Origin of the sequence: Membranihabitans marinus, assembly GCF_019802045.1 — a bacterium.
GTDB lineage: Bacteria > Bacteroidota > Bacteroidia > Chitinophagales > Saprospiraceae > Membranihabitans > Membranihabitans marinus_A.
Genome location: NZ_JAHVHU010000006.1, coordinates 187,732 through 206,799 on the forward strand (window position 1 = coordinate 187,732; position 19,068 = coordinate 206,799).

The following is a 19,068-nucleotide window of genomic DNA, read 5'->3' on the forward strand; positions in this document are numbered from 1 at the left end:
GCACTAAGTTTCGAAATATGTTTCAATGGTTATTTATCGGTCTGGTGATATGGTACTTTTATAACCGGTTCAAAAAAAGAAACGAGCGTCGTTACCGACAAGACCATCGGTATATAAGAGACGATGACTTCAATCACCAGCGACGTCAACCACCGCCGAGAGCGCAAGAAGAGGACGACTACATCGACTATGAAGAGGTCAAATAATATGCTCACAAAGATCGAGCTGTTGTACGCGGACAAGTATTGTATAGCCGTACACAAACACCCCGGAATTCCTTGTCAGACACAAAACCTCAAGCCACCCTATCCACTGGATCAATCGCTGGGGAACTACCTCAATGAATCTGTAAAGATATGGACCCGGATCGACCAGCCAGTTAGCGGTCTTGTTCTTTTCTATCGGGAAAACCCCAAAAAGTCTTTTTTGCACTTTAAGATCAAAAGCAAAACCTATCTGGGTCTGGTCGAAGGACATCCGCCCCAGGAGGTGGGCCAATCCCAGACTTTGGTTTCCTCTTTACGCCGCGATGGAAAAAGAAATAAATCAATCCCTGACCCAGAGCACGGGAAACGGGCTGAATTGAGCTATACCGTATTAAAAAAGCTCGATCGATACACTTTATTAAAAATCAGACCTGACACTGGCCGGTTTCACCAAATCAGACAACAACTCGCCCAGGTGGGTTTCCCCATTAAAGGAGATGTAAAATACGGCGCCCGGCGCAAAAACCGGGATCGGTCCATTCATCTGCATGCTTTAGAATATGTCATTCAGTACCAAGATGAGCCACCGGTAAGAATTTTCGATCATGCTTTACCGGACGACAACCTGTGGAATCTGGCAAAATCCCAAATAAAGTCCGGGGTTGCAGCTATTGCCAATTCTGATAATTACACAACAAAAAACGATCTTCATCTATGAGTCAACCAGAACGAACCAACATTGAAAAATTGGGCGAATTCGGTCTCATCGACCACCTGACCAAAAACTTTGACATTGATCCGGTTTTCACCCGTTATGGCGTAGGAGATGATGCGGCCATTCTCAAAAATACCGCCGACAGCACGGTCGTATCCACCGATATGTTAGTCGAAGGGATCCATTTTGACCTGATGTATCACCCCTTGAAGCATTTGGGATACAAAGCGGTCGTGGTCAATCTGTCTGACATTTACGCCATGAATGCCCGACCGCACCAGATCACTGTTTCGGTGGCTATCTCCAACCGATTTAGCGTAGAAGCCATGGATGAACTTTATGCAGGAATACAAAAAGCCTGTGAATTCTATCACGTGGATTTGGTCGGTGGCGACACCACCACATCCAAAAGTGGTCTGATCATTAGTGTCACCGCACTGGGTCAAGCATCTTCTGATAAAATAACGTATCGAAATGGAGCATCACCCGGTGATCTACTGGTAACCACCGGCGATTTGGGTGGGGCCTACATCGGCCTGCAACTATTGGAACGAGAGAAAAAAGTGTTTATGGAAAATCCCGATATAAAGCCAGATTTGGAAGATCAGGATTATCTGGTCGGCCGACTTCTTAAACCAGAGGCACGGAAAGATATCATAGAAGAATTTGAGAAAAAACAGATCACCCCGACATCGATGATCGATATTAGTGACGGTCTGGCGTCCGAACTATTCCACCTCTGCGATCAGTCCGGTGTGCATGGATTTATCGAAGAAGACATGATTCCCGTCGCACAGGAAACCAAGGAGATGGCCTTCAAATTTAATATAGACCCCACCATAGCAGCATTGAGCGGTGGAGAGGATTATGAATTGCTTTTCACCATTGATCCCGCAGATCGACCCAAGGTCCTTAAAATGGCTGACGCCACCATCATTGGCGAAATGACTCCAACGGGCGAAGGCATTGCTCTTCACAGCAAAGGAGGGAACATTCATCCTCTCAAAGCGCAGGGATGGCAACATTTTAATACGAAATAAAAACGTCGCAACCTGCTCCTCTTAATAATGTAATCAGATCAGGCGCAAGATCGATGCTTTTTTCACACATAAAATAAAACATACGCATTTTTTGCAGTATTCTGCCCCCTCTTCTGATTTATTTGATTATATTGCAATCGTAATGCTGGAAGTGCTCCATCCAGACGCTTCCATTTATTAATATTTTTACGTGCTAGACAAGGACGCAGCACCCCCGGTTTGTCTTCGATGAAATAAGCATCAGCACCAGGAGAAATGTGGAACGCATGCGTTCTGATCAATTTTTAATCTAAAAATTAACCCAATTATGAAATTACAAGAAAAACTGATTGAGCAGCTGCAGACGAAGTACAGCCGGGCTCAGCTGGTCAAAGACTTTGTCTCTTTGCTGGACATTTCCCAAAGTGCCGCATACAACAAAGTAAACTGCACCAGTGAACTCACACTGAGTGAGTATGGCAAAATATCCACTGAATACAGAGCACATACTTTTCAGATGGGCAGCATCATCACCACCGACTTCCCTTTTCTTTTGGAAGAAAATCATGATTTCTCCAAGCTAACACAGATTCTTATTGACGAATTTAGATTGTACATCAATGACTACAGTAAGCCTCAGGTACGGTATTGCACCAACCTGATTCCAATGCAACTGCTGTCTGATTACCCAAAACTATTTCAGTTCACGGTCTTCGTATGGATGGAAAACATTAACTCCCTTTTCAATCTCAATCACTATAAATACGATAAGATTGATTTTGATGAAACTTTTGAAGAAGAATACGAACAGTCGCAAAAGCTAACCAAACTTTTCCGGTATTGCGACTTCCACACCTACTTGTCACCCAATATTTTTGAGACCTACTTCAAGTTAATTGAGTACCATCTGGAACTCGACACCATTACGCTGGAACAAGTCATGGAACTGAAAGACGAAATGGCGGTGTTTCTCGACGAATTTGAACACCTGTGTCAGAACAAGGAAACGCCGAATAACTTTTACATTCACGAACTAACCGTGAGTTCAGTTCTCTTCCAGGTATCGGATAAACATACTTACTTGTACCAGAATTCACCCATCTACTTCCGCATAGATAATAATACGTACAACGAATACACGAAAAACTGGCTGGATCAGATTGAAAGCCGTTCCATCCCGATATCCAATATTAATGAAAAAGTACGTCGCGGGATCTTCAAGAACATGAAGAACTCCTCAGAGCGATTTTTCAAAAAAGTGGAACTACTACACGAACATTAATCGTTTACAACAAGAACTGATTGACAACAGCGCCCTGCCTCCACAAAGACAGGGCGCTTTTTTTGGGATTGATTGCCGAGCGACCGACCTGGGTTTTAACCCGCTATATTCACCACGTCAATGTGTTATGACTTATAATACACAGTGCATCAATTGCTTAACTCCCAAAATTGGGCATATTACATAGCCCAATATTGGGTGACGTTTGACTATTGCGGATTACTCCTGGTAATAATGGCGAAAAGAATCGAAGGAATTTCTGAATACATGCGTCAATTATGAGTGCTATAGAAGTAAACCATCCAAATTCAAAACGGGAGTCGTGTGCAGAAACGGTTGCACACGCTGCTGTATTAACATGATGTGATGATAATTTTATTTTATGGAAGGATGCTTCCTAAATCGAGCACGGATGTATTTGATTTTCTTTCCTGCCGCCAGATGCTGCTGTTCATAATACGTCCGAATACTCAACTCCACCGAACGTTCTACCTGATCGATATCAGCGCTGGACGTCACCATTTCAAAATGGGGATGCCGACTGATCGACTCCAGAGAATACTCATACAATTCATCACTGTCTGTTTTCAAATGAATCAAAGCGCCATCTTTAAGAACTTCTTTGTACCGGTCGAGAAATTCCGATGAAGTCAGACGTCGATTACTATCTCGAAGTCTAAGAAACGGATCGGGGAAAATGATCCAGATTTCGGCCACCTCATCCGGAGCAAAATAAGTGCTGAGGAATTCGATCCGGCTCCGCAAGAAACCAGCATTATCTAGATTTTCTCGAATAGCCTGGCGGGCACCCTTCCAAATGCGGTTCCCTTTTATATCAACTCCGACAAAATTCCGTCCGGGAAAAAGCCGGGCCAGACCAACGGTGTACTCTCCTTTACCACAGGCTAATTCCAGGCTGATCGGCCGATCCTCATCAAAAAAGTCCGTGCCCCACTTCCCTTTGATATACACTTTGGTTTCCGCATCAGCATTTAAGTACCCATTCTCAAATGTAAATGCTTCCAAAACATTGGGAAATGAGGTTATCTCTGCAAATTTCTTTAATTTTCCTTTGCCCGACATGAATTATTGTACTTGGAATAAAAATTCGGAAAGATAAGCATAAGTTCTCTAATTCCTATCCTGCAAGAATGACGGCTAAGCAGTATTTCTTATGCCACGGGAGTCAGATCAATGTCAAAGCATTGATCTGCCATGTCATAAGGTATGGAATAACTACCTGCTCCCACAAAATTACTGAAATCAAAAGTCAATCCCACCCGGATGGATAAACAAACCTCTTCCCCGCGCGCTTAATCCACTGATATTCAATTCATGGAACACTATAACAAGATGTGGTGTTTAATAACCCGGACTGATTCATTGATACTTCTTATATTTGCAGAAATAAATAGGAATAAAATCATGCAGCAGATAAAATATTTGGTCATTACAGCGCTTCTTTTCCTATCCGCGTTGGTATCCAGCCAAGCACAAAACATCTCTTTTGGATTCAAAGCCGGATTATCCAATGTATCCATAGACGGTCCACTGGAGTCCACTAGTTCGGGAATGGAACTTGAATCATACAAAGCAAACCGGGCTTTTATCCTGTCTCTTTTGCTCAATGTCAATCTTACGGACGAATTCACCCTGCTCACGGAATTTATGTACAATCAAAAAGGATACAATTACAGCTACAAAGGGCCTTCATATGCCATTTTGCGCACGCCCGACACCAAATACACATTCTCCGGAAATCGGGACATGTCGATCAATATCAGCAATACCTATTTTCAAATTCCGGTATCACTTTCCTATAAACTTTTTAACCGAATTCAACTACAAGGGGGCGCATACGGCAGCCTATTGGTCTCATCAACGGGAGCCGGTCGGGTGATATACTCAGAGCTAGCGGAAGTAATCGGTGAAGTCGAACAAACGCTGAATTATAATTACCGGTCCAATAAACCAGGAGGGGTTGCACCGGCGAATCAACAAATCCGAATTAACAATGAACCCGAGCTCATTGCATCGCAGGTCAATGCTTACCATGATTTTGAAGAAAAAGACAAAGGTCTTTTCCGGACGTTTGACGCCGGGCTGCATGCGGGACTGAACTTGTTTATCAATCAAAGCCTTTTCGTAGGAGCCAGATACAGTCATGGACTTATGGACATCACACGCAATTCTGTCGACCACTCCTATCAGGGCCTGGATCAGGGGAAACTTCGTTTTTCTGATGACGACGACCGGTACTCAGCCTGGGAATTCACTATCGGGTTTTCGTTCTAGCTTTGTACATTTTTATAATTAAAATGTAACGAAGAAAATGATGCGATTCAGAATCTAATCCGACATCTCTGAGATGTTTTACCTGCAAGGATTCTGACCCAGTCAGGGTCAGATTAGGTTAGATGTGAGTAAGAAAACCAATTTCGACCCAGTCCGGGTCGGATTAGATTGAACTCTGAGTCATTTAGGGACATATGAGTTGTTATTAGTTATTCTGCGCTTCCAGATCACTCCGATTCTCTCCATGCTCACGAATCGGAGGCTATAGCTGGCGATCCGTGAGTGCTGACCGGAGTGGAGCAATCTGGGAGCGCGAAATAATATCTACCCTTCTTATGTAATTCAGTACACTAGTGCCCCAAGAACTGTCAGATCTTTGGCTTAGCCTTTCGGCAACCGTATGGTAAAGGTCGTTCCCTCACCAACTACGCTACTTTTTACAAAAATTTTTCCCTGGTGATAATTCTCGATGATGCGACGAGCTAAGGAGAGCCCCAGCCCCCAGCCTCGCTGGCGAGTCGTGTACCCAGGTTCAAAAACGGTCTTCATATTAGCAGATGAAATTCCTTTACCGGTATCACTAATATCAATATTGACACACTCCCCGTCTTCACTGATTACTGTTGTGATTTTTCCTTTCCCTCCCATTGCATCCAGCGCATTTCGCATCAGGTTTTCCACGACCCAATTGATAAGATGTTTATTTACCCGGGCATAATGCACCTGGCCATTATTCGTCATCATTTTGAATTCGATTTTACGCGGCGCCCGCTTTTCCATATAAGCCATGGTATCCCGGATAAGTTCAGCTACATCCATTCGATCCAGACTGGGTTCTGCACCGATTTTAGAAAATCGGTCCGCGATGAGTTCCAGACGACTAACGTCATTTTCCAGTTCATCTATGATTTCCAATTGCTCTTCATTGACTTCCGTCATTTTAAGGTGCTCCAACCAGGCTATAATCGCCGATATCGGAGTTCCCAATTGGTGCGCTGTTTCGCGGGCCATGCCCACCCACACCCTGTTTTGCTCAGAAGTACGACTGCTGCTGAATCCCAGGTACCCAATAAATATATAGGTCGCCAATAATAAAAGAATAATCAAAGGCAACAGAGACAACAACTGGTACTCAAAGGGCGGGGCGTAATAGATCCGAAATACACCGACCTCAGACTTGACTGCTATGGGTTTGCGGTCCGAAGCTTCCATCTTTTCCAGTCGTTTTCGCAAATACCTGGAATTTCCCATCTGGGCTTCTGTATAATTGAGACTCATAATGATGGAGTCGCGTTCATCGACGATAATAATCGGAATATTCGTATTCCGTTGTAATACATCCGTCTCAAAATTTACATCCTTGTTGAGATCTTCCGGGTTTTGCACCATGCTCTGATACGCATCCGCAAAGTTGATCATGTTTATTTCCAGGACCTCTTTAAGACGACTACCCAGGTAAAAAGTATAGGAAATGGTGATAAGTACTATAAAAACGCCTGCCACTACCAGGTTCAGTTTCCATCTGTTCTTCCTTCTGTAAATATCCATCGACGGCGATTCGTTGCTATATTTTAACTAAACGATTGAATTTCGGACTTGTTATATTAACCCCAAAGGTTTGGTTTAATCGGACTTTAACGATCCAAACAAAACATTTCGGATATTTGTATCTTTGCATTTATATGAGAAAAACCATAGAACAACAGGAATTATTGGATATCCGAGATCTTTCTGTCGATGAAATTACAAATTATCTTGAAACTCACGACGAACCAGGGTACCGAGCCGCACAAATTTACCAGTGGTTGTGGAAATACGGTGTCACTTCCTTTGATGAAATGACCAATTTACCCAAAAAACTCCGGAACCAGCTTCAGAAGGATTTTGGAATTCTGACGATGACAGCAGATGTCGTACAAAAGAGTCTGGATGGAACGGTCAAATTCCGATTTGTCCTCAAAGATGGCCACAAGATTGAAAGTGTATTAATTCCTGTGCCGGGAGATAATCGGTATACGGTCTGCGTATCTTCGCAGGTGGGCTGCAGTCTCGCATGTGAGTTCTGTGCTACTGGTCAGATGAAGCGTGAACGAAACCTATCCGCTTCTGAAATCTACGAGCAGGTCTTCAAAGTGAATCAGCATTGCCAGGCACATTTTGGTCATCCGCTGACGAACATCGTTTATATGGGAATGGGTGAGCCTTTGCTTTCCTACCGAAATGTCAAACGGAGCATAGAACTTATCAATTCCGATGAAGGAATGAATATGGCGACCTGGCGCATTACCATCAGTACGGCCGGTATTGCCAAAATCATCCGAAAAATAGCCGATGATAATCTGCAATGCAAACTGGCTCTATCGCTCCATGCTGCATTGGATCACAAAAGGGATCTCATTATGCCGATCAACAAAAATGATAAGATCGAAGATTTGATGGAAGCATTGCAATACTACTATGACACGACCCGCCACAAAATCACCTACGAATACATCCTGTTTCACGAATTCAATGATACTGAAGAAGATGCAGATGCTTTGGCCAGATTATCCAGACAATTTCCGGTGACGGTTAATTTACTCGAATACAATCCGGTCGCGGGGGTGACACTCACAAAATCATCGGAAGAACGATTTGATTATTTCATAAAAATGATGGCGGACCGTCAGATTCCGGTCACGGTAAGACGCAGCCGGGGCAAAGATATTGATGCCGCTTGTGGTCAACTCGCCAATAAGAATTAATGACATACCGTACAATCATTCTGAAGCCCATACGTTTTAGAAAAAAATCGAACCACTTGAATTTAAAGTTGATTATATCCCTTTTCATATTCTTCATTTGCCTCTCGGTGTCATACGGTCAAAAAGGCATTGAAGCCGGGGGATGGATTGGACCCAGTGTCTATTTTGGAGATCTCAACCCCGACTATGATATTACACATCCGGGAATAGCCGGCGGGTTGATCGTAAAGTATGTGTTCAATGACCGGATTAATCTTAAATTTGGTGCGAACTACCTCTATGTCCATGGAGATGACCTGCGGTACGACAACAATTTTCAACAGCAGCGTGGTCTCAATTTTCGAAGCAACGTATGGGAATTGGGAAGTGAACTGGAGTTTAACTTTTTTGCTTTCAAACCCGGAGACCGTGAAAAATTCTTTACACCTTTTCTCAGTGCCGGGATCGGACTTTTCAAGTTTGAACCCAAAGCTACTTATCAGGGCATGACCAAAAAACTTCGGATGCTGGGCACGGAAGGGCAAAACATCGGCGAGGAATACGCATCCACCAAGTTTGCCGGTATCATTTCGGGCGGATTCAAATACGCCCTAAACAATCGATGGATTCTGTCTCTTACAGCGAGTACCCGCATACTGACCACTGACTACCTCGATGATGTCAGTACTACTTACCCGGATTTGCTGGTTATCGAATCACTTCGAAATGATCCGGATGCGGGATTGTTTTCTGATCCCACAGAAAACAGCTATGTCGGAAAACAACGGGGCGACAGCGTGAACAAAGACAGCTACAATTACATTGGTATTGGCGTAACTTATTTTTTTGGTGGCTTGCAATGCCCCGATATTTCAAAGTAAAAGACCATGATTACTCAAACACAACTCACCCTCCCTGCGTTGGGAAGAGGTTTTCACATCGTGACGGATGATATTGTAAAAGCGCTTCCCAATCTACCTGACCAGGGAATTCTGCATTTGTTTATGAAACACACCTCGGCTGGACTGTGCATTAATGAAAACGCAGATCCCACCGTTCTGGAAGATTTCGAAACATTGTTCAATCACCTGGTGCCTGAAAACTTCCCCAATCTGAAACACACCATTGAAGGTCCGGATGATATGCCGGCACATGTCAAAAGTGTGTTGTGCGGAGATTCGGTATCTATCCCAATCACGGACGGCCGGCTCAATCTGGGAACCTGGCAGGGAATCTACTACTGTGAATTCCGAAATCAGCGCCACTCTCGGAAGATCATCGCCACGATTTATAGTTAGCTTTATCCTTCGGCTGTTTGTGGTTTGTAGTTTGTGGTTTGATTCCATGTATAGAAAGCGCTTTGGCACTGCATGGATGCACCCAACAGCGAAATTTACCTCCCGTTACGAAGTAGGGAGGCGTCCCAAAGCGCAGCGTCCCAACACCTGCCCCATCCAATTGGCGCCGGAATGTTCCGAGCCCACGGCTCTCATATTATTTTAGATCTACCTTGCCACCGGTTGAAACCAGCGGCTATCACATGGTGCGAGCCGATGGCTCTTTATTAAATCGATACAAGAATATAGATTGAGCCCCCGAATATCGTCTAAAGATCCATAGCAAAAATTCCCGCTTTAGTTAAATAGATTCATCCCAAATTCCCTAAGCCCAGCGTCCAAACACCCAAAAGCGCAGCGTCCCAACTCATATATCCTTTCTGAAAATCCATTTACCCAACTCCTTAAAAGAAGCTTTTTTTCCATACATCAAAATACCTACCCGGTAGATCCGGCCAGAAACCCAGACCAAAGCGACCACCGTTGCAATCAACAAGACCAAAGATAAGATAATCTGCCACCAGGGTGGATCAAAAGCCAGTCGCGCCGGCATTACGATGGGCGAAAAAAGTGGAAAAATACTGGACCAGACCGCCAGTGTACTATCCGGCACCCGCAATGTGGTCAGCATAATATAGAAGGCCATAATCACCGGTATGGTAATCGGAAGAACAAGGGATTGACTATCTTGCATATCATCGCCGATCGCAGACCCCACCGCTGCAAAAAGAGAAGAATAAATCAGATAGCCACCGATAAAAAATAAAATAAAAAGGGATATGATTTTAAACCAAGGAACTTGGTCGATTTCCTTCATAAATTGATAAACCATGTATTCCATATCATCGGGAGAAATGCTTCCGGCAGCATTCATACTTTCCAAGGTCTGGATATCGGTCTCAAATCCAAAAACCAGGTTTCCTAAGAGAACTATCACCGGAATCAGAATCGCCCAGCTCAGGAACTGAATGATACCGATTAAACCGACACCGAATATTTTACCCAACATGAGTTCAAACGGCTTAACCGACGAGATGACAACTTCGACGATCCGGTTCGTTTTTTCTTCCATCACGCTACGCATCACCATGGAGCCATTAATAAAAACCAACATATACATAATGAAGCCCATCAACATACCGATCCCGGCACCGAGATAAGAACTAAATTCGGACGATTTGACAGTGGAGGTTTCTGAGGCAGAAGAGGCAGGGTCGATGTCTTCAGATTGTATGGTGACCCGAGTACTAAGCGCATTGAGTTGATCTTCAGTGACATTGAGCATCTTCAGCTTGTGCTCCCGGATTTCTGACTGAATGATCGATTTGAGACTGCTCAGCTGATCCAGGTTGAGATTTTTTGAAGTATAAAAGTTAAAGGTGACTTCCGACCGATTTAGATCTTCATTGGCCGGAATGAAGAGTATGCCATCAAAATCCGGTTCTTCGATTTTTCGAAGATTCTCAAGACTTTCACTGGAAAAAGTAAAATAAAAGTTCGCCTGGTCTTTCAGTGTACCCTCAAACAAATTAGCTTCATCGACAATGACCACTTGTTTTTCATCATCTCCCGAATAGGCAAAGATAAAACCCACAACCACCATAAAAACGGCCAGTAAGATTGGTCCCAAAAGAGTCATTAACCAAAACTTCCGGTTTTTGACCCGGATTAAAAATTCACGTCTGGCAATCAGCAGTATTTTTCTCATCTTAGGTTAAGCTTCTGTGGTTACAATTTTTATAAATATATCGTTGATAGAAGGCAGGATTTCACGAAATTCATGAATTACATATCCTTCATCCATCCACTGTCGCATCCGGGTATTCGCCTGCTCCAGACTCTCTAGTTGCAAAACGATCCCCTGCTCCCGGGACGAAGGATGTATGGTCTCGTCTGAGAAATCCGGCCGATGATCCCCGGCAAAAATAAACTCAAATAAAAAGTCTTTATACCGCTGTTTTATATCCGCAATCGGTCCTTCCAATACTAAACTACCTTTGTTGATCAATGCGATTCGCTCGCAGATTTCTTCGACCTGTTCCATGCGATGCGTAGAAAACAGGATCGTCGTCCCCTCCGCTCGCAATCGACGAATCTCCTGCTTCAACAAATTGGTGTTGACCGGATCCAATCCGCTAAACGGCTCATCCAGGATCAGCAGCTGTGGCTCGTGGAGGACTGTCGCCACAAACTGGACTTTTTGCTGCATACCCTTGGACAAATCCTCGATCTTCTTGTTGCCCCACTCGTCCATATTCAAAATCGCATACCACTCTGCGATCCGTGTTCGGACAGTCTTCGCATCCAGCCCTTTTAACTGCCCCAGATACTCCAACTGATCCTGAACTGACATTTTTTTATAAAGCCCGCGCTCTTCCGGTAGGTATCCGATCTTTGCTTGATGTTCGCGGCCTAAAGTTTCGCCGCAAAACAAAATTTCGCCTTCATCTGCCATTGTAATGGAGTTAATAATCCGGATCAGAGAAGTTTTACCGGCTCCATTTGGACCGAGCAGCCCATAGATGACACCTTGCGGCACTTGAAAAGAAACACGATCCACTGCTGTGAAATTTCCGTAATGTTTTGAAACTTTTTTTATGCCCAGTGTGTCCATATGTAAGATAACTATTGAGAATCAAAGATATAAATCTTAACTTTTAGAACACATCCAAATTATAAAAACTATGAAACATTCTATCTTTTACTTAATTTATATCTTTTTGATGGCTGGTATAATGGCAGGTTGTGGCTTTGCTGAAGAAATGACGGATCGGGCTGCCGATTCACCGGAAGGCATGGAAAAAGCATACGTGATCAATCTGGACAATACAGAAGCGGGCACCGCCCGGGAAGTATGGAATCAACTCATCAGAGAACACAAAAGTCGCGTGATGCGCATCAAAGGATCCAGCGTGCAGCTAGCCAATAATGTCGTCATCACCGGCCTTCCTTCAGATTTGACCGTCAAATCACTGTTTGAGCAAAAAGGGGAACAGACCGAAATGCGGTTGTGGTTTGTCGATGGCACAGAATATATGACACCCCGTTCCAATCCGGGCGCTTATGATAATATTGACCGGTTTATTGACACCTATTTTACCGCACTCGAAACCAAACAAATTCAAAATGAAGTCGAACAAGAGGAGGCTCGACTGGCGGAATTAGAGAAAGAACTTGAAAAACTGCGTAGAGACAATAAAAAGCTACATAGTACTATAACCAAAGCCGAGCAAGAGATTAAAGATGCCCGGATCAAGATCGAAGAGAACCTTCATGCCCAGGATCAAATGGCGGAAAAAATTCAAGAACAAAGAAATGTCATCCATCAAACGCAAAGCCAATTGTCCGGCGTGAGAGACTAAAAACCACGCGATGATCCTACGATTTTAAAATACGTTCCCTCAAAAAATGAAGTGCACGGAAAGATAAACTTCCTCTAAGAACGAATTTTTTATTTTTTAGTTCTTGAGCATTCAATCAATCATACAACACACTGTATATAACTCCCTATCAGTGAATATTTAATTCGGAAAAAGCCCAAAAAAGAAGGTATATTCCCCCTTATTCACATCATGCAAAGGATATTTATTTAGTTGGATGACCATGAGGGAATTAGAAACACTTTTTAGCTAGCACAAACTTTATCAGGCGACTTACATATAACAAATAAAAATATTCATGAATTTTTTAACAATAAGTAAATTTTGTCGGCTCGTAAAAGTAAATCAATGAGTTACACAATGTAATTACTTTAATGTGTCCCACCACTGTGTGGAGAACAAAGGATCTTATCAAATTCCACTTTTCGTCGTATCTCAATTTGACAATATGAATTGTTTGAAAGAATACACAATGAAATGAAACTAATTCAACGTTGAATGTGTACTAACTAACAAGAAATGGTATGTTTTCCACATGGAATTCACAGGGCAAAACAAACCGTCAAAAAAAACACATTGGGAATATATTACATTTGTTGTTGTTAAGTCATATTATTAAAAATTAATGAATGTCAGATCAGACAAATTACGCCAAACCAATCAAATCAAACAAGCTTAAAGCACTTAAACCAGACAGCGATCTGAACCGGATGGTTTACGGTAAAATCCAACCTCAAGCCTTGGAGTTGGAGGAGGCTGTTTTAGGTGCCATCATGCTGGACCGGGATGCCATGCCGGACATTATCGACTTACTCCGGCCTGATAGTTTTTATCACGAGGCCCATCAGATCATTTATGAAGCTATGCAACAGCTTTTTAATCAAGCCAAGACTATCGATCTGCTGACCATGCATGAGGAATTATTGAAAATGGGAAAACTGCAGGAAGTAGGAGGCGCTGCCTACCTGGCTGAACTCACCGAACGAGTTGCTTCTGCTGCGAACATTGAGTACCACGCCCGGATCATTGCCCAGAAACACATCAAGCGGGAATTGATTCGTGTCTCTACCAAAACCATTACCAATGCGTTCGACGACACCATTGACGTATTTGAGTTACTCGATGATTCGGAGCGTAACTTGTTTGATATCACCCAGCAAAACCTAAACCGAAGCTATGAAAGTCTGAGCAGCCTGGCCGGTAAAGCCCAAAGAAAGATGGAAGAGCTGGCCTCCAGGAATGAAAGCGTCACGGGAGTTCCTTCAGGATATACGAACCTGGATAAATTAACCTCCGGATGGCAGCCATCTGATCTGATCATTATCGCTGCCCGTCCAGGTATGGGAAAAACCTCCTTTACGTTGGCTCTCGCCAAAAATGCCGCTTTATTACACAATAAAGGCGTGGCTTTCTTCTCGTTGGAGATGTCGGATGTACAGCTCACACAACGTCTTATCTCGATGGAGTCAGGCGTCAGCTTATCAAAACTTCGGACCGGAAAGCTCGAAGAAGAAGAATGGCGTCGATTCAACGGGGCTGTCGAAGACTTGAGTGAAGTTCCTATTTACATTGATGACACCCCCTCCATCAATATTTTCGAATTGAGGGCGAAGTGTCGGCGACTAAAGATAAAACACGACATTCAGATGGTCATGATCGATTATTTGCAATTGATGACCGGGGGTGTAGATAAGAAAAACGGGACCCGGGAACAGGAGATCTCCTCCATTTCCAGAGCGCTTAAAGCCATGGCCAAAGAGCTGGAAGTACCAGTCATCGCACTATCTCAGTTATCTCGGGCCGTAGAAACCCGAAGCTCGGACAAACGCCCCATGCTCTCCGATCTGAGGGAATCCGGAGCGATCGAGCAGGATGCGGATTTGGTTTCCTTCATCTATCGGCCGGAGTATTATGACATCCAAAGTGATGAGATGGATCAATCATTGGATGGGATTGCCGAAATCATCGTGGCCAAACACCGGAACGGGCCCACCGATACGATCAAGCTCAAATTTATTCCGGAATATACCCGATTTGAAAATCTGGATGAATTTAGTTTTCCATCCTTCGATGATGAAAGTAGTATCAAACCCTCCCGAATGAATATGGATGAGGATGTACCCTTCTAATCAAATGTTGAATTATTAATTTTAAATTTTTAATTTGGCAAAAGAGGAGCGTAGGATTATAAGTCTGCACAACAAGGGCTGTTGAGGCTGAGGAAAAACAATGAACGAAGTCCAAATGATTTGATCGATAGGGATGCGATCAGTCATTTCTTGTTGAGATATTGATTTGCTTGAGGAATTGGTCGCTTTATGTGTTGATTCATTTGGAATGCATGTTCCCTCAATAAGCCAATCACTGCGATGGGATCTGATGTCCTCCATACAACCTAAAATCCTTATTAATGAAACAAGATATAGATAATCTGTGGCCGATGCGACTGAATAAGTACATTGCTTATGCTGGTATTTCCTCCCGACGAAATGCCGAAAAATTGGTCAAACAGGGCAAAGTAACTGTCAATGGAGAAGTGGTTTCGATCCCCTTTATTGAGATTAATGAGGAGGATGAAGTTCGGTACAAAGGGAAAGTTATCGAACCCACCCAGGAATTTATCTATCTACTGCTCAATAAGCCCAAAAACTGTATTTCCACGGTCAGCGATGATAAAGATCGCCGCACCGTCCTCGATTTGGTGAAAGAATCAAAACAACACCGGCTTTATCCTGTCGGCCGACTGGACCGCAACACAACCGGGCTAATCATCCTGACAAACGATGGCCATTTGGCCCAAAAATTATCCCATCCCAGTTATGAAATCACCAAGGTCTATCAGGCCACTCTGGACCAGCCAATTTCCGAGAATGATCTTAAAAAATTTCAACAAGGTGCAGATCTCGAGGATGGCTATCTCAAACCAGATGCCGTTAATTTTGCCACCGGTGGGGGAAACCAGGACGTACTCATCGAGATTCACAGTGGTAAAAATCGGGTGGTTCGACGATATTTTGAGTATTTTGGTTTCAAGGTTATCAAACTCGACCGGGTTTACTATGCCGGTCTTACCAAAAAATTTATTGGCCGAGGCCGATACCGGCCTCTGACGCGGGAGGAAATACGAAATCTGAAACATTTCACATAGGATCTAGGGATAGCAGACCGGATACTTCAAATACTTTCAGGAACCATTCATCATCTCTGATGACATGCACTGACCCCGACCAGGATACCGAAAGCGCTTGCCATAACGCACCATTCTTTCACCAAAAACAATTGTGTTTCTGATTCTAAGAATTTTGAGGAAACAAAGTTCGCATCCCCTATTCCACAACCACATTAAACTTAAGCTGGAGCACCGACTGTATCGTTCGGGGAGAGGCACCCCGGAAGTGCAAGCCCGTGCGCAAACCAATAGCCGGAGCGAGAAACAATCTTTTTAGATCAACCCGATAAGGTAATACATTCAGATATTCACCCACATTCAGTGGAACAAACTCTGTCCGGAAAGAGAGAAACTCTTCCTGCACATTGTCCGGATTAAATACATAAATAGTGGCATGTTCCACAAAGCTCCACTTTATATCACGGGTGACCGGGGTGAGAATCGCAGAGGCTGGCTCCACGCGGAGTACATCTTCTTCCACCAACCCCCTTGATGACAGATATTCTGAAAATTTGATCCCCACATCTCGGTGCAGGAAGTAATGCGTTTTAGTGGGAGGTAAGCCAGCTCCTATATCGACGGGTACTTCGATGGTAAATTGCCCGGCCACATTTTCATTTTTACCATCACAGGAAAACAGGAAATAGCTTACTAAAAAGTAAAAAAAGAATCTGGTCATAAATTATTCTTGGTATTCTTACTGAAACGAGGTAATTTAACTTTTCATATGTATCTGAAAAAATTCAGGTATAGTAACCTACAATAGAGCCTATGGGGAATCAACAAGTATCACGTCTTAATTCGAAGAAAGAAAATCAAAATTTTATCATTGCCTTGCTAAAAGACCTTCATAGCCTCAAGTACATGCTTGAAAATGACTGGTTTGAGAAAGACCCCATACGCATTGGTGCTGAACAGGAAATGGTATTAGTCGATTCCTATTACAAACCCAACCCCATCGCGCCCCAGATTCTTAAACGACTAAAAAAGTACAAATGGTTGACTTCAGAGCTGTCCAAATTCAATCTTGAAATCAATTTATCGCCACAGGTTTTTAAGGGGGCAGCACTTCAAAAAGTTGAAAAGGAAGTTCAGGACTACCTGGATATCGTTCAAAAAGAGCTGGACAAGGAAGACACGCATATCATTTTGACGGGCATATTACCAACACTTCGGAAATATGATCTGGATATGAAAAACGTTTTTCCGAAACGAAGGTATCGCTCCTTATTATCAGCCATAAATGCACAACGAGACGCAAATCACGGTTATGATTTGCGGCTCCGTGGTATTGATGAGCTGGTTGTCCGTCATGATTCTCCGCTGTTAGAAGCCTGCAATACAAGTTTTCAGGTTCACCTTCAGGTTCGTCCGGAAGAGTACCGCACTTATTACAATATCGCCCAGTTATTGACCGGCCCCATCCTGGCAGTATCGGCCAACTCTCCCCTGCTCTTTGGCCGACGGCTCTGGCATGAAACACGAATAGCATTATTTCAACAATCCATCGATACGCGGACCGTTCGGGAACATATGCGCGAATTAAGTCCACGGGTTATCCTCGGCAATCGGTGGATGAACAAAGGCGTCGTCGAGCTATTCCAGGAAGACATCGCCCGATTTCGGGTGCTTATCGGTGCCAAAAACATTGAGGACTCGATCGAAAAAATCCAAAACGGGGAGGTGCCAAAATTATCCGCATTACAAATTCACAATGGCACCGTCTACCGTTGGAATCGTCCCTGCTATGGAATCAGTGAGAATGGAAAACCTCACCTCCGTGTAGAAAACAGAGTACTGCCTGCTGGACCAACGGTTGCCGATGAGATGGCCAACACGGCTTTTTGGTTGGGTGCCATGGTCGGCATGAAAGACCAATACGGGGATGTTCGGGACAAAATAGAATTTGTTGACGTCCGGGATAACTTTGCCAAAGCAGCGCGATATGGCATTGACAACACTTTCAACTGGTTCGGGGATCAAAAAATCAGTTCAACGGACTTGCTGAAAGAAATTCTGATTCCACTGGCCCGTGAAGGACTCGAAAAACGTAAAATTGATTCAAAAGATACGGATCGCTATCTCGACATCATCAGCAGTCGGGTTGAAAAACATATGACCGGCGCCCGGTGGCAGCTCAAATCATACACCCAACTTAAAAGCGGTACTGAAAAAGAACTGGCACAAACCATATTGACCTCCGCCATCCGGCAAAATCAGGCCACCAATCAACCGGTTCATACCTGGTCCCTCCCTAAATTAAATGACTTTAAACTCAACAATATGATTGCCTATACGGTCTCTGAAGCAATGATCACAGATGTGTTCACTGTACGACAGGAAGATGTGATTGAAATGGTGGCAGAAATGATGATTTGGAAGCACATCAAACAGGTACCGGTCGAAAATGCCAAAGGCCGGATCGTCGGTATGGTCTCCTATAAACAAATTATTGAAGCCTTTTTGCGGCAAAAACACGAAGGCGAAGGGACAATCACCGTTCGTCAGATCATGGAAAAAAAACCCATTATAATTGGAGAAGAAACCCCCATACGCAAGGCCATTGAGCTGATGATAACCAATCGTTCAGAAGCACTAATCGTCGCGAACGAAGACAAAGAACTCCTGGGAATTCTTTCCGACTTAGAAATCATGGGCATGATCAATCGATACTTGCAGGGTACAGAAGATGAGGCGTGAGATCTTGGGTTTTGATGACAGTTAAGATTATGGGGATTTTATGACGATAGATGGTTTTGTTTGTAGTTTGTGGTTTAGTTCTTAAGTGAGGAGTCAGACCTTGAGTATTGATGGCAATTTAGCTTTGGAGAGTATTCCAATGATTTGTGGTATTGTTTGTGGTTTGTGGTTTGGTGCCCTTTGGTCGTTTGGGTCTTCTAGCCACCACTCGTGTGAGGGGGACTGTGTCCCTCCGTGAAAAC

17 protein-coding genes are annotated in these 19,068 nt (G+C 43.6%); 12 read left to right on the top strand and 5 right to left on the bottom strand.

Annotation, left to right across the window (positions count from 1 at the left end):
- Positions 1-17 precede the first annotated feature (17 nt).
- From KUV50_RS06745 to KUV50_RS06760, 4 genes are all read left to right on the top strand, one after another.
- A complete protein-coding gene (locus KUV50_RS06745) occupies positions 18-206 on the top strand; it encodes a hypothetical protein (protein WP_222579339.1) in 189 nt (62 codons plus the stop codon).
- Position 207: 1 nt separating this feature from the next.
- Positions 208-924 carry a pseudouridine synthase gene (locus tag KUV50_RS06750; RefSeq protein ID WP_222579340.1) on the top strand — a complete coding sequence of 239 codons (717 nt, stop codon included), beginning with the start codon at positions 208-210 and terminating at the stop codon, positions 922-924.
- Positions 921-1,961 carry a thiamine-phosphate kinase gene (gene thiL / locus KUV50_RS06755; RefSeq protein ID WP_222579341.1) on the top strand — a complete coding sequence of 347 codons (1,041 nt, stop codon included), beginning with the start codon at positions 921-923 and terminating at the stop codon, positions 1,959-1,961. Before KUV50_RS06750 ends, thiL begins: the two co-directional genes overlap by 4 nt.
- Before the next feature lie 307 nt (positions 1,962-2,268).
- Positions 2,269-3,222 carry a hypothetical protein gene (locus tag KUV50_RS06760; protein ID WP_222579342.1) on the top strand — a complete coding sequence of 318 codons (954 nt, stop codon included), beginning with the start codon at positions 2,269-2,271 and terminating at the stop codon, positions 3,220-3,222.
- Between the two features lie 375 nt (positions 3,223-3,597).
- Here KUV50_RS06760 and trmB read toward each other — a convergent pair whose 3' ends face one another.
- The gene (gene trmB / locus KUV50_RS06765) at positions 3,598-4,305 is read right to left on the bottom strand and encodes a tRNA (guanosine(46)-N7)-methyltransferase TrmB (RefSeq protein WP_222579343.1); all 708 of its coding nucleotides are present in this window, start codon (positions 4,303-4,305) and stop codon (positions 3,598-3,600) included.
- 342 nt (positions 4,306-4,647) lie between these two features.
- On the opposite strand from trmB, the gene KUV50_RS06770 reads away from it, so the two are divergent.
- Entirely contained in the window at positions 4,648-5,517 is an 870-nt protein-coding gene (locus KUV50_RS06770) for an outer membrane beta-barrel protein (RefSeq protein ID WP_222579344.1), read from the top strand.
- A 381-nt stretch (positions 5,518-5,898) separates the two neighbouring features.
- On the opposite strand, the gene KUV50_RS06775 is transcribed toward KUV50_RS06770, so the two are convergent.
- Positions 5,899-7,065, bottom strand: a complete 1,167-nt coding sequence (locus KUV50_RS06775) for a sensor histidine kinase (protein WP_222579345.1) — start codon at positions 7,063-7,065, stop codon at positions 5,899-5,901.
- 134 nt (positions 7,066-7,199) lie between these two features.
- On the opposite strand from KUV50_RS06775, the gene rlmN reads away from it, so the two are divergent.
- Genes rlmN through KUV50_RS06790 form a run of 3 tightly spaced genes read left to right on the top strand, consistent with a single transcriptional unit; the run spans position 7,200 to position 9,538 of the window.
- Entirely contained in the window at positions 7,200-8,261 is a 1,062-nt protein-coding gene (rlmN, locus tag KUV50_RS06780; protein ID WP_222579346.1) for a 23S rRNA (adenine(2503)-C(2))-methyltransferase RlmN, read from the top strand.
- Positions 8,261-9,121, top strand: a complete 861-nt coding sequence (locus tag KUV50_RS06785) for a DUF6089 family protein (protein WP_261395030.1) — start codon at positions 8,261-8,263, stop codon at positions 9,119-9,121. Before rlmN ends, KUV50_RS06785 begins: the two co-directional genes overlap by 1 nt.
- 6 nt (positions 9,122-9,127) lie before the next feature.
- Entirely contained in the window at positions 9,128-9,538 is a 411-nt protein-coding gene (locus KUV50_RS06790; protein WP_222579348.1) for a secondary thiamine-phosphate synthase enzyme YjbQ, read from the top strand.
- Positions 9,539-9,944: 406 nt separating this feature from the next.
- On the opposite strand, the gene KUV50_RS06795 is transcribed toward KUV50_RS06790, so the two are convergent.
- Together KUV50_RS06795 and KUV50_RS06800 are read right to left on the bottom strand one after the other, a co-directional pair.
- Positions 9,945-11,285: an ABC transporter permease gene (locus tag KUV50_RS06795; RefSeq protein ID WP_222579349.1), complete on the bottom strand. Its 1,341-nt coding sequence runs from the start codon at positions 11,283-11,285 to the stop codon at positions 9,945-9,947.
- A gap of 6 nt (positions 11,286-11,291) precedes the next feature.
- Positions 11,292-12,191 (bottom strand): ABC transporter ATP-binding protein, encoded by a 900-nt coding sequence (locus KUV50_RS06800; protein WP_222579350.1) that lies wholly within the window; start codon positions 12,189-12,191, stop codon positions 11,292-11,294.
- A 70-nt stretch (positions 12,192-12,261) separates the two neighbouring features.
- On the opposite strand from KUV50_RS06800, the gene KUV50_RS06805 reads away from it, so the two are divergent.
- From KUV50_RS06805 to KUV50_RS06815, 3 genes are all read left to right on the top strand, one after another.
- Positions 12,262-12,939, top strand: a complete 678-nt coding sequence (locus tag KUV50_RS06805) for a hypothetical protein (protein ID WP_222579351.1) — start codon at positions 12,262-12,264, stop codon at positions 12,937-12,939.
- A gap of 647 nt (positions 12,940-13,586) precedes the next feature.
- Complete coding sequence (gene dnaB, locus KUV50_RS06810) at positions 13,587-15,086, top strand: replicative DNA helicase (RefSeq protein ID WP_222579352.1); 1,500 nt, start codon at positions 13,587-13,589, stop codon at positions 15,084-15,086.
- 281 nt (positions 15,087-15,367) lie between these two features.
- Complete coding sequence (locus KUV50_RS06815; protein WP_222579353.1) at positions 15,368-16,105, top strand: pseudouridine synthase; 738 nt, start codon at positions 15,368-15,370, stop codon at positions 16,103-16,105.
- A 178-nt stretch (positions 16,106-16,283) separates the two neighbouring features.
- Here KUV50_RS06815 and KUV50_RS06820 read toward each other — a convergent pair whose 3' ends face one another.
- The gene (locus tag KUV50_RS06820; RefSeq protein ID WP_222579354.1) at positions 16,284-16,805 is read right to left on the bottom strand and encodes a hypothetical protein; all 522 of its coding nucleotides are present in this window, start codon (positions 16,803-16,805) and stop codon (positions 16,284-16,286) included.
- A gap of 92 nt (positions 16,806-16,897) precedes the next feature.
- On the opposite strand from KUV50_RS06820, the gene KUV50_RS06825 reads away from it, so the two are divergent.
- Positions 16,898-18,826 (top strand): HPP family protein, encoded by a 1,929-nt coding sequence (locus KUV50_RS06825; RefSeq protein WP_222579355.1) that lies wholly within the window; start codon positions 16,898-16,900, stop codon positions 18,824-18,826.
- Positions 18,827-19,068 lie beyond the last annotated feature (242 nt).

Coding starts and splice junctions, on each gene's coding strand:
- KUV50_RS06745 (WP_222579339.1), top strand. CDS start 18: ATGTTTCAATGGTTATTTATCGGTCTGGTGATATGGTACTTTTATAAC.
- KUV50_RS06750 (WP_222579340.1), top strand. CDS start 208: ATGCTCACAAAGATCGAGCTGTTGTACGCGGACAAGTATTGTATAGCC.
- thiL (WP_222579341.1), top strand. CDS start 921: ATGAGTCAACCAGAACGAACCAACATTGAAAAATTGGGCGAATTCGGT.
- KUV50_RS06760 (WP_222579342.1), top strand. CDS start 2,269: ATGAAATTACAAGAAAAACTGATTGAGCAGCTGCAGACGAAGTACAGC.
- trmB (WP_222579343.1), bottom strand. CDS start 4,305: ATGTCGGGCAAAGGAAAATTAAAGAAATTTGCAGAGATAACCTCATTT.
- KUV50_RS06770 (WP_222579344.1), top strand. CDS start 4,648: ATGCAGCAGATAAAATATTTGGTCATTACAGCGCTTCTTTTCCTATCC.
- KUV50_RS06775 (WP_222579345.1), bottom strand. CDS start 7,065: ATGGATATTTACAGAAGGAAGAACAGATGGAAACTGAACCTGGTAGTG.
- rlmN (WP_222579346.1), top strand. CDS start 7,200: ATGAGAAAAACCATAGAACAACAGGAATTATTGGATATCCGAGATCTT.
- KUV50_RS06785 (WP_261395030.1), top strand. CDS start 8,261: ATGACATACCGTACAATCATTCTGAAGCCCATACGTTTTAGAAAAAAA.
- KUV50_RS06790 (WP_222579348.1), top strand. CDS start 9,128: ATGATTACTCAAACACAACTCACCCTCCCTGCGTTGGGAAGAGGTTTT.
- KUV50_RS06795 (WP_222579349.1), bottom strand. CDS start 11,285: ATGAGAAAAATACTGCTGATTGCCAGACGTGAATTTTTAATCCGGGTC.
- KUV50_RS06800 (WP_222579350.1), bottom strand. CDS start 12,191: ATGGACACACTGGGCATAAAAAAAGTTTCAAAACATTACGGAAATTTC.
- KUV50_RS06805 (WP_222579351.1), top strand. CDS start 12,262: ATGAAACATTCTATCTTTTACTTAATTTATATCTTTTTGATGGCTGGT.
- dnaB (WP_222579352.1), top strand. CDS start 13,587: ATGTCAGATCAGACAAATTACGCCAAACCAATCAAATCAAACAAGCTT.
- KUV50_RS06815 (WP_222579353.1), top strand. CDS start 15,368: ATGAAACAAGATATAGATAATCTGTGGCCGATGCGACTGAATAAGTAC.
- KUV50_RS06820 (WP_222579354.1), bottom strand. CDS start 16,805: ATGACCAGATTCTTTTTTTACTTTTTAGTAAGCTATTTCCTGTTTTCC.
- KUV50_RS06825 (WP_222579355.1), top strand. CDS start 16,898: ATGGGGAATCAACAAGTATCACGTCTTAATTCGAAGAAAGAAAATCAA.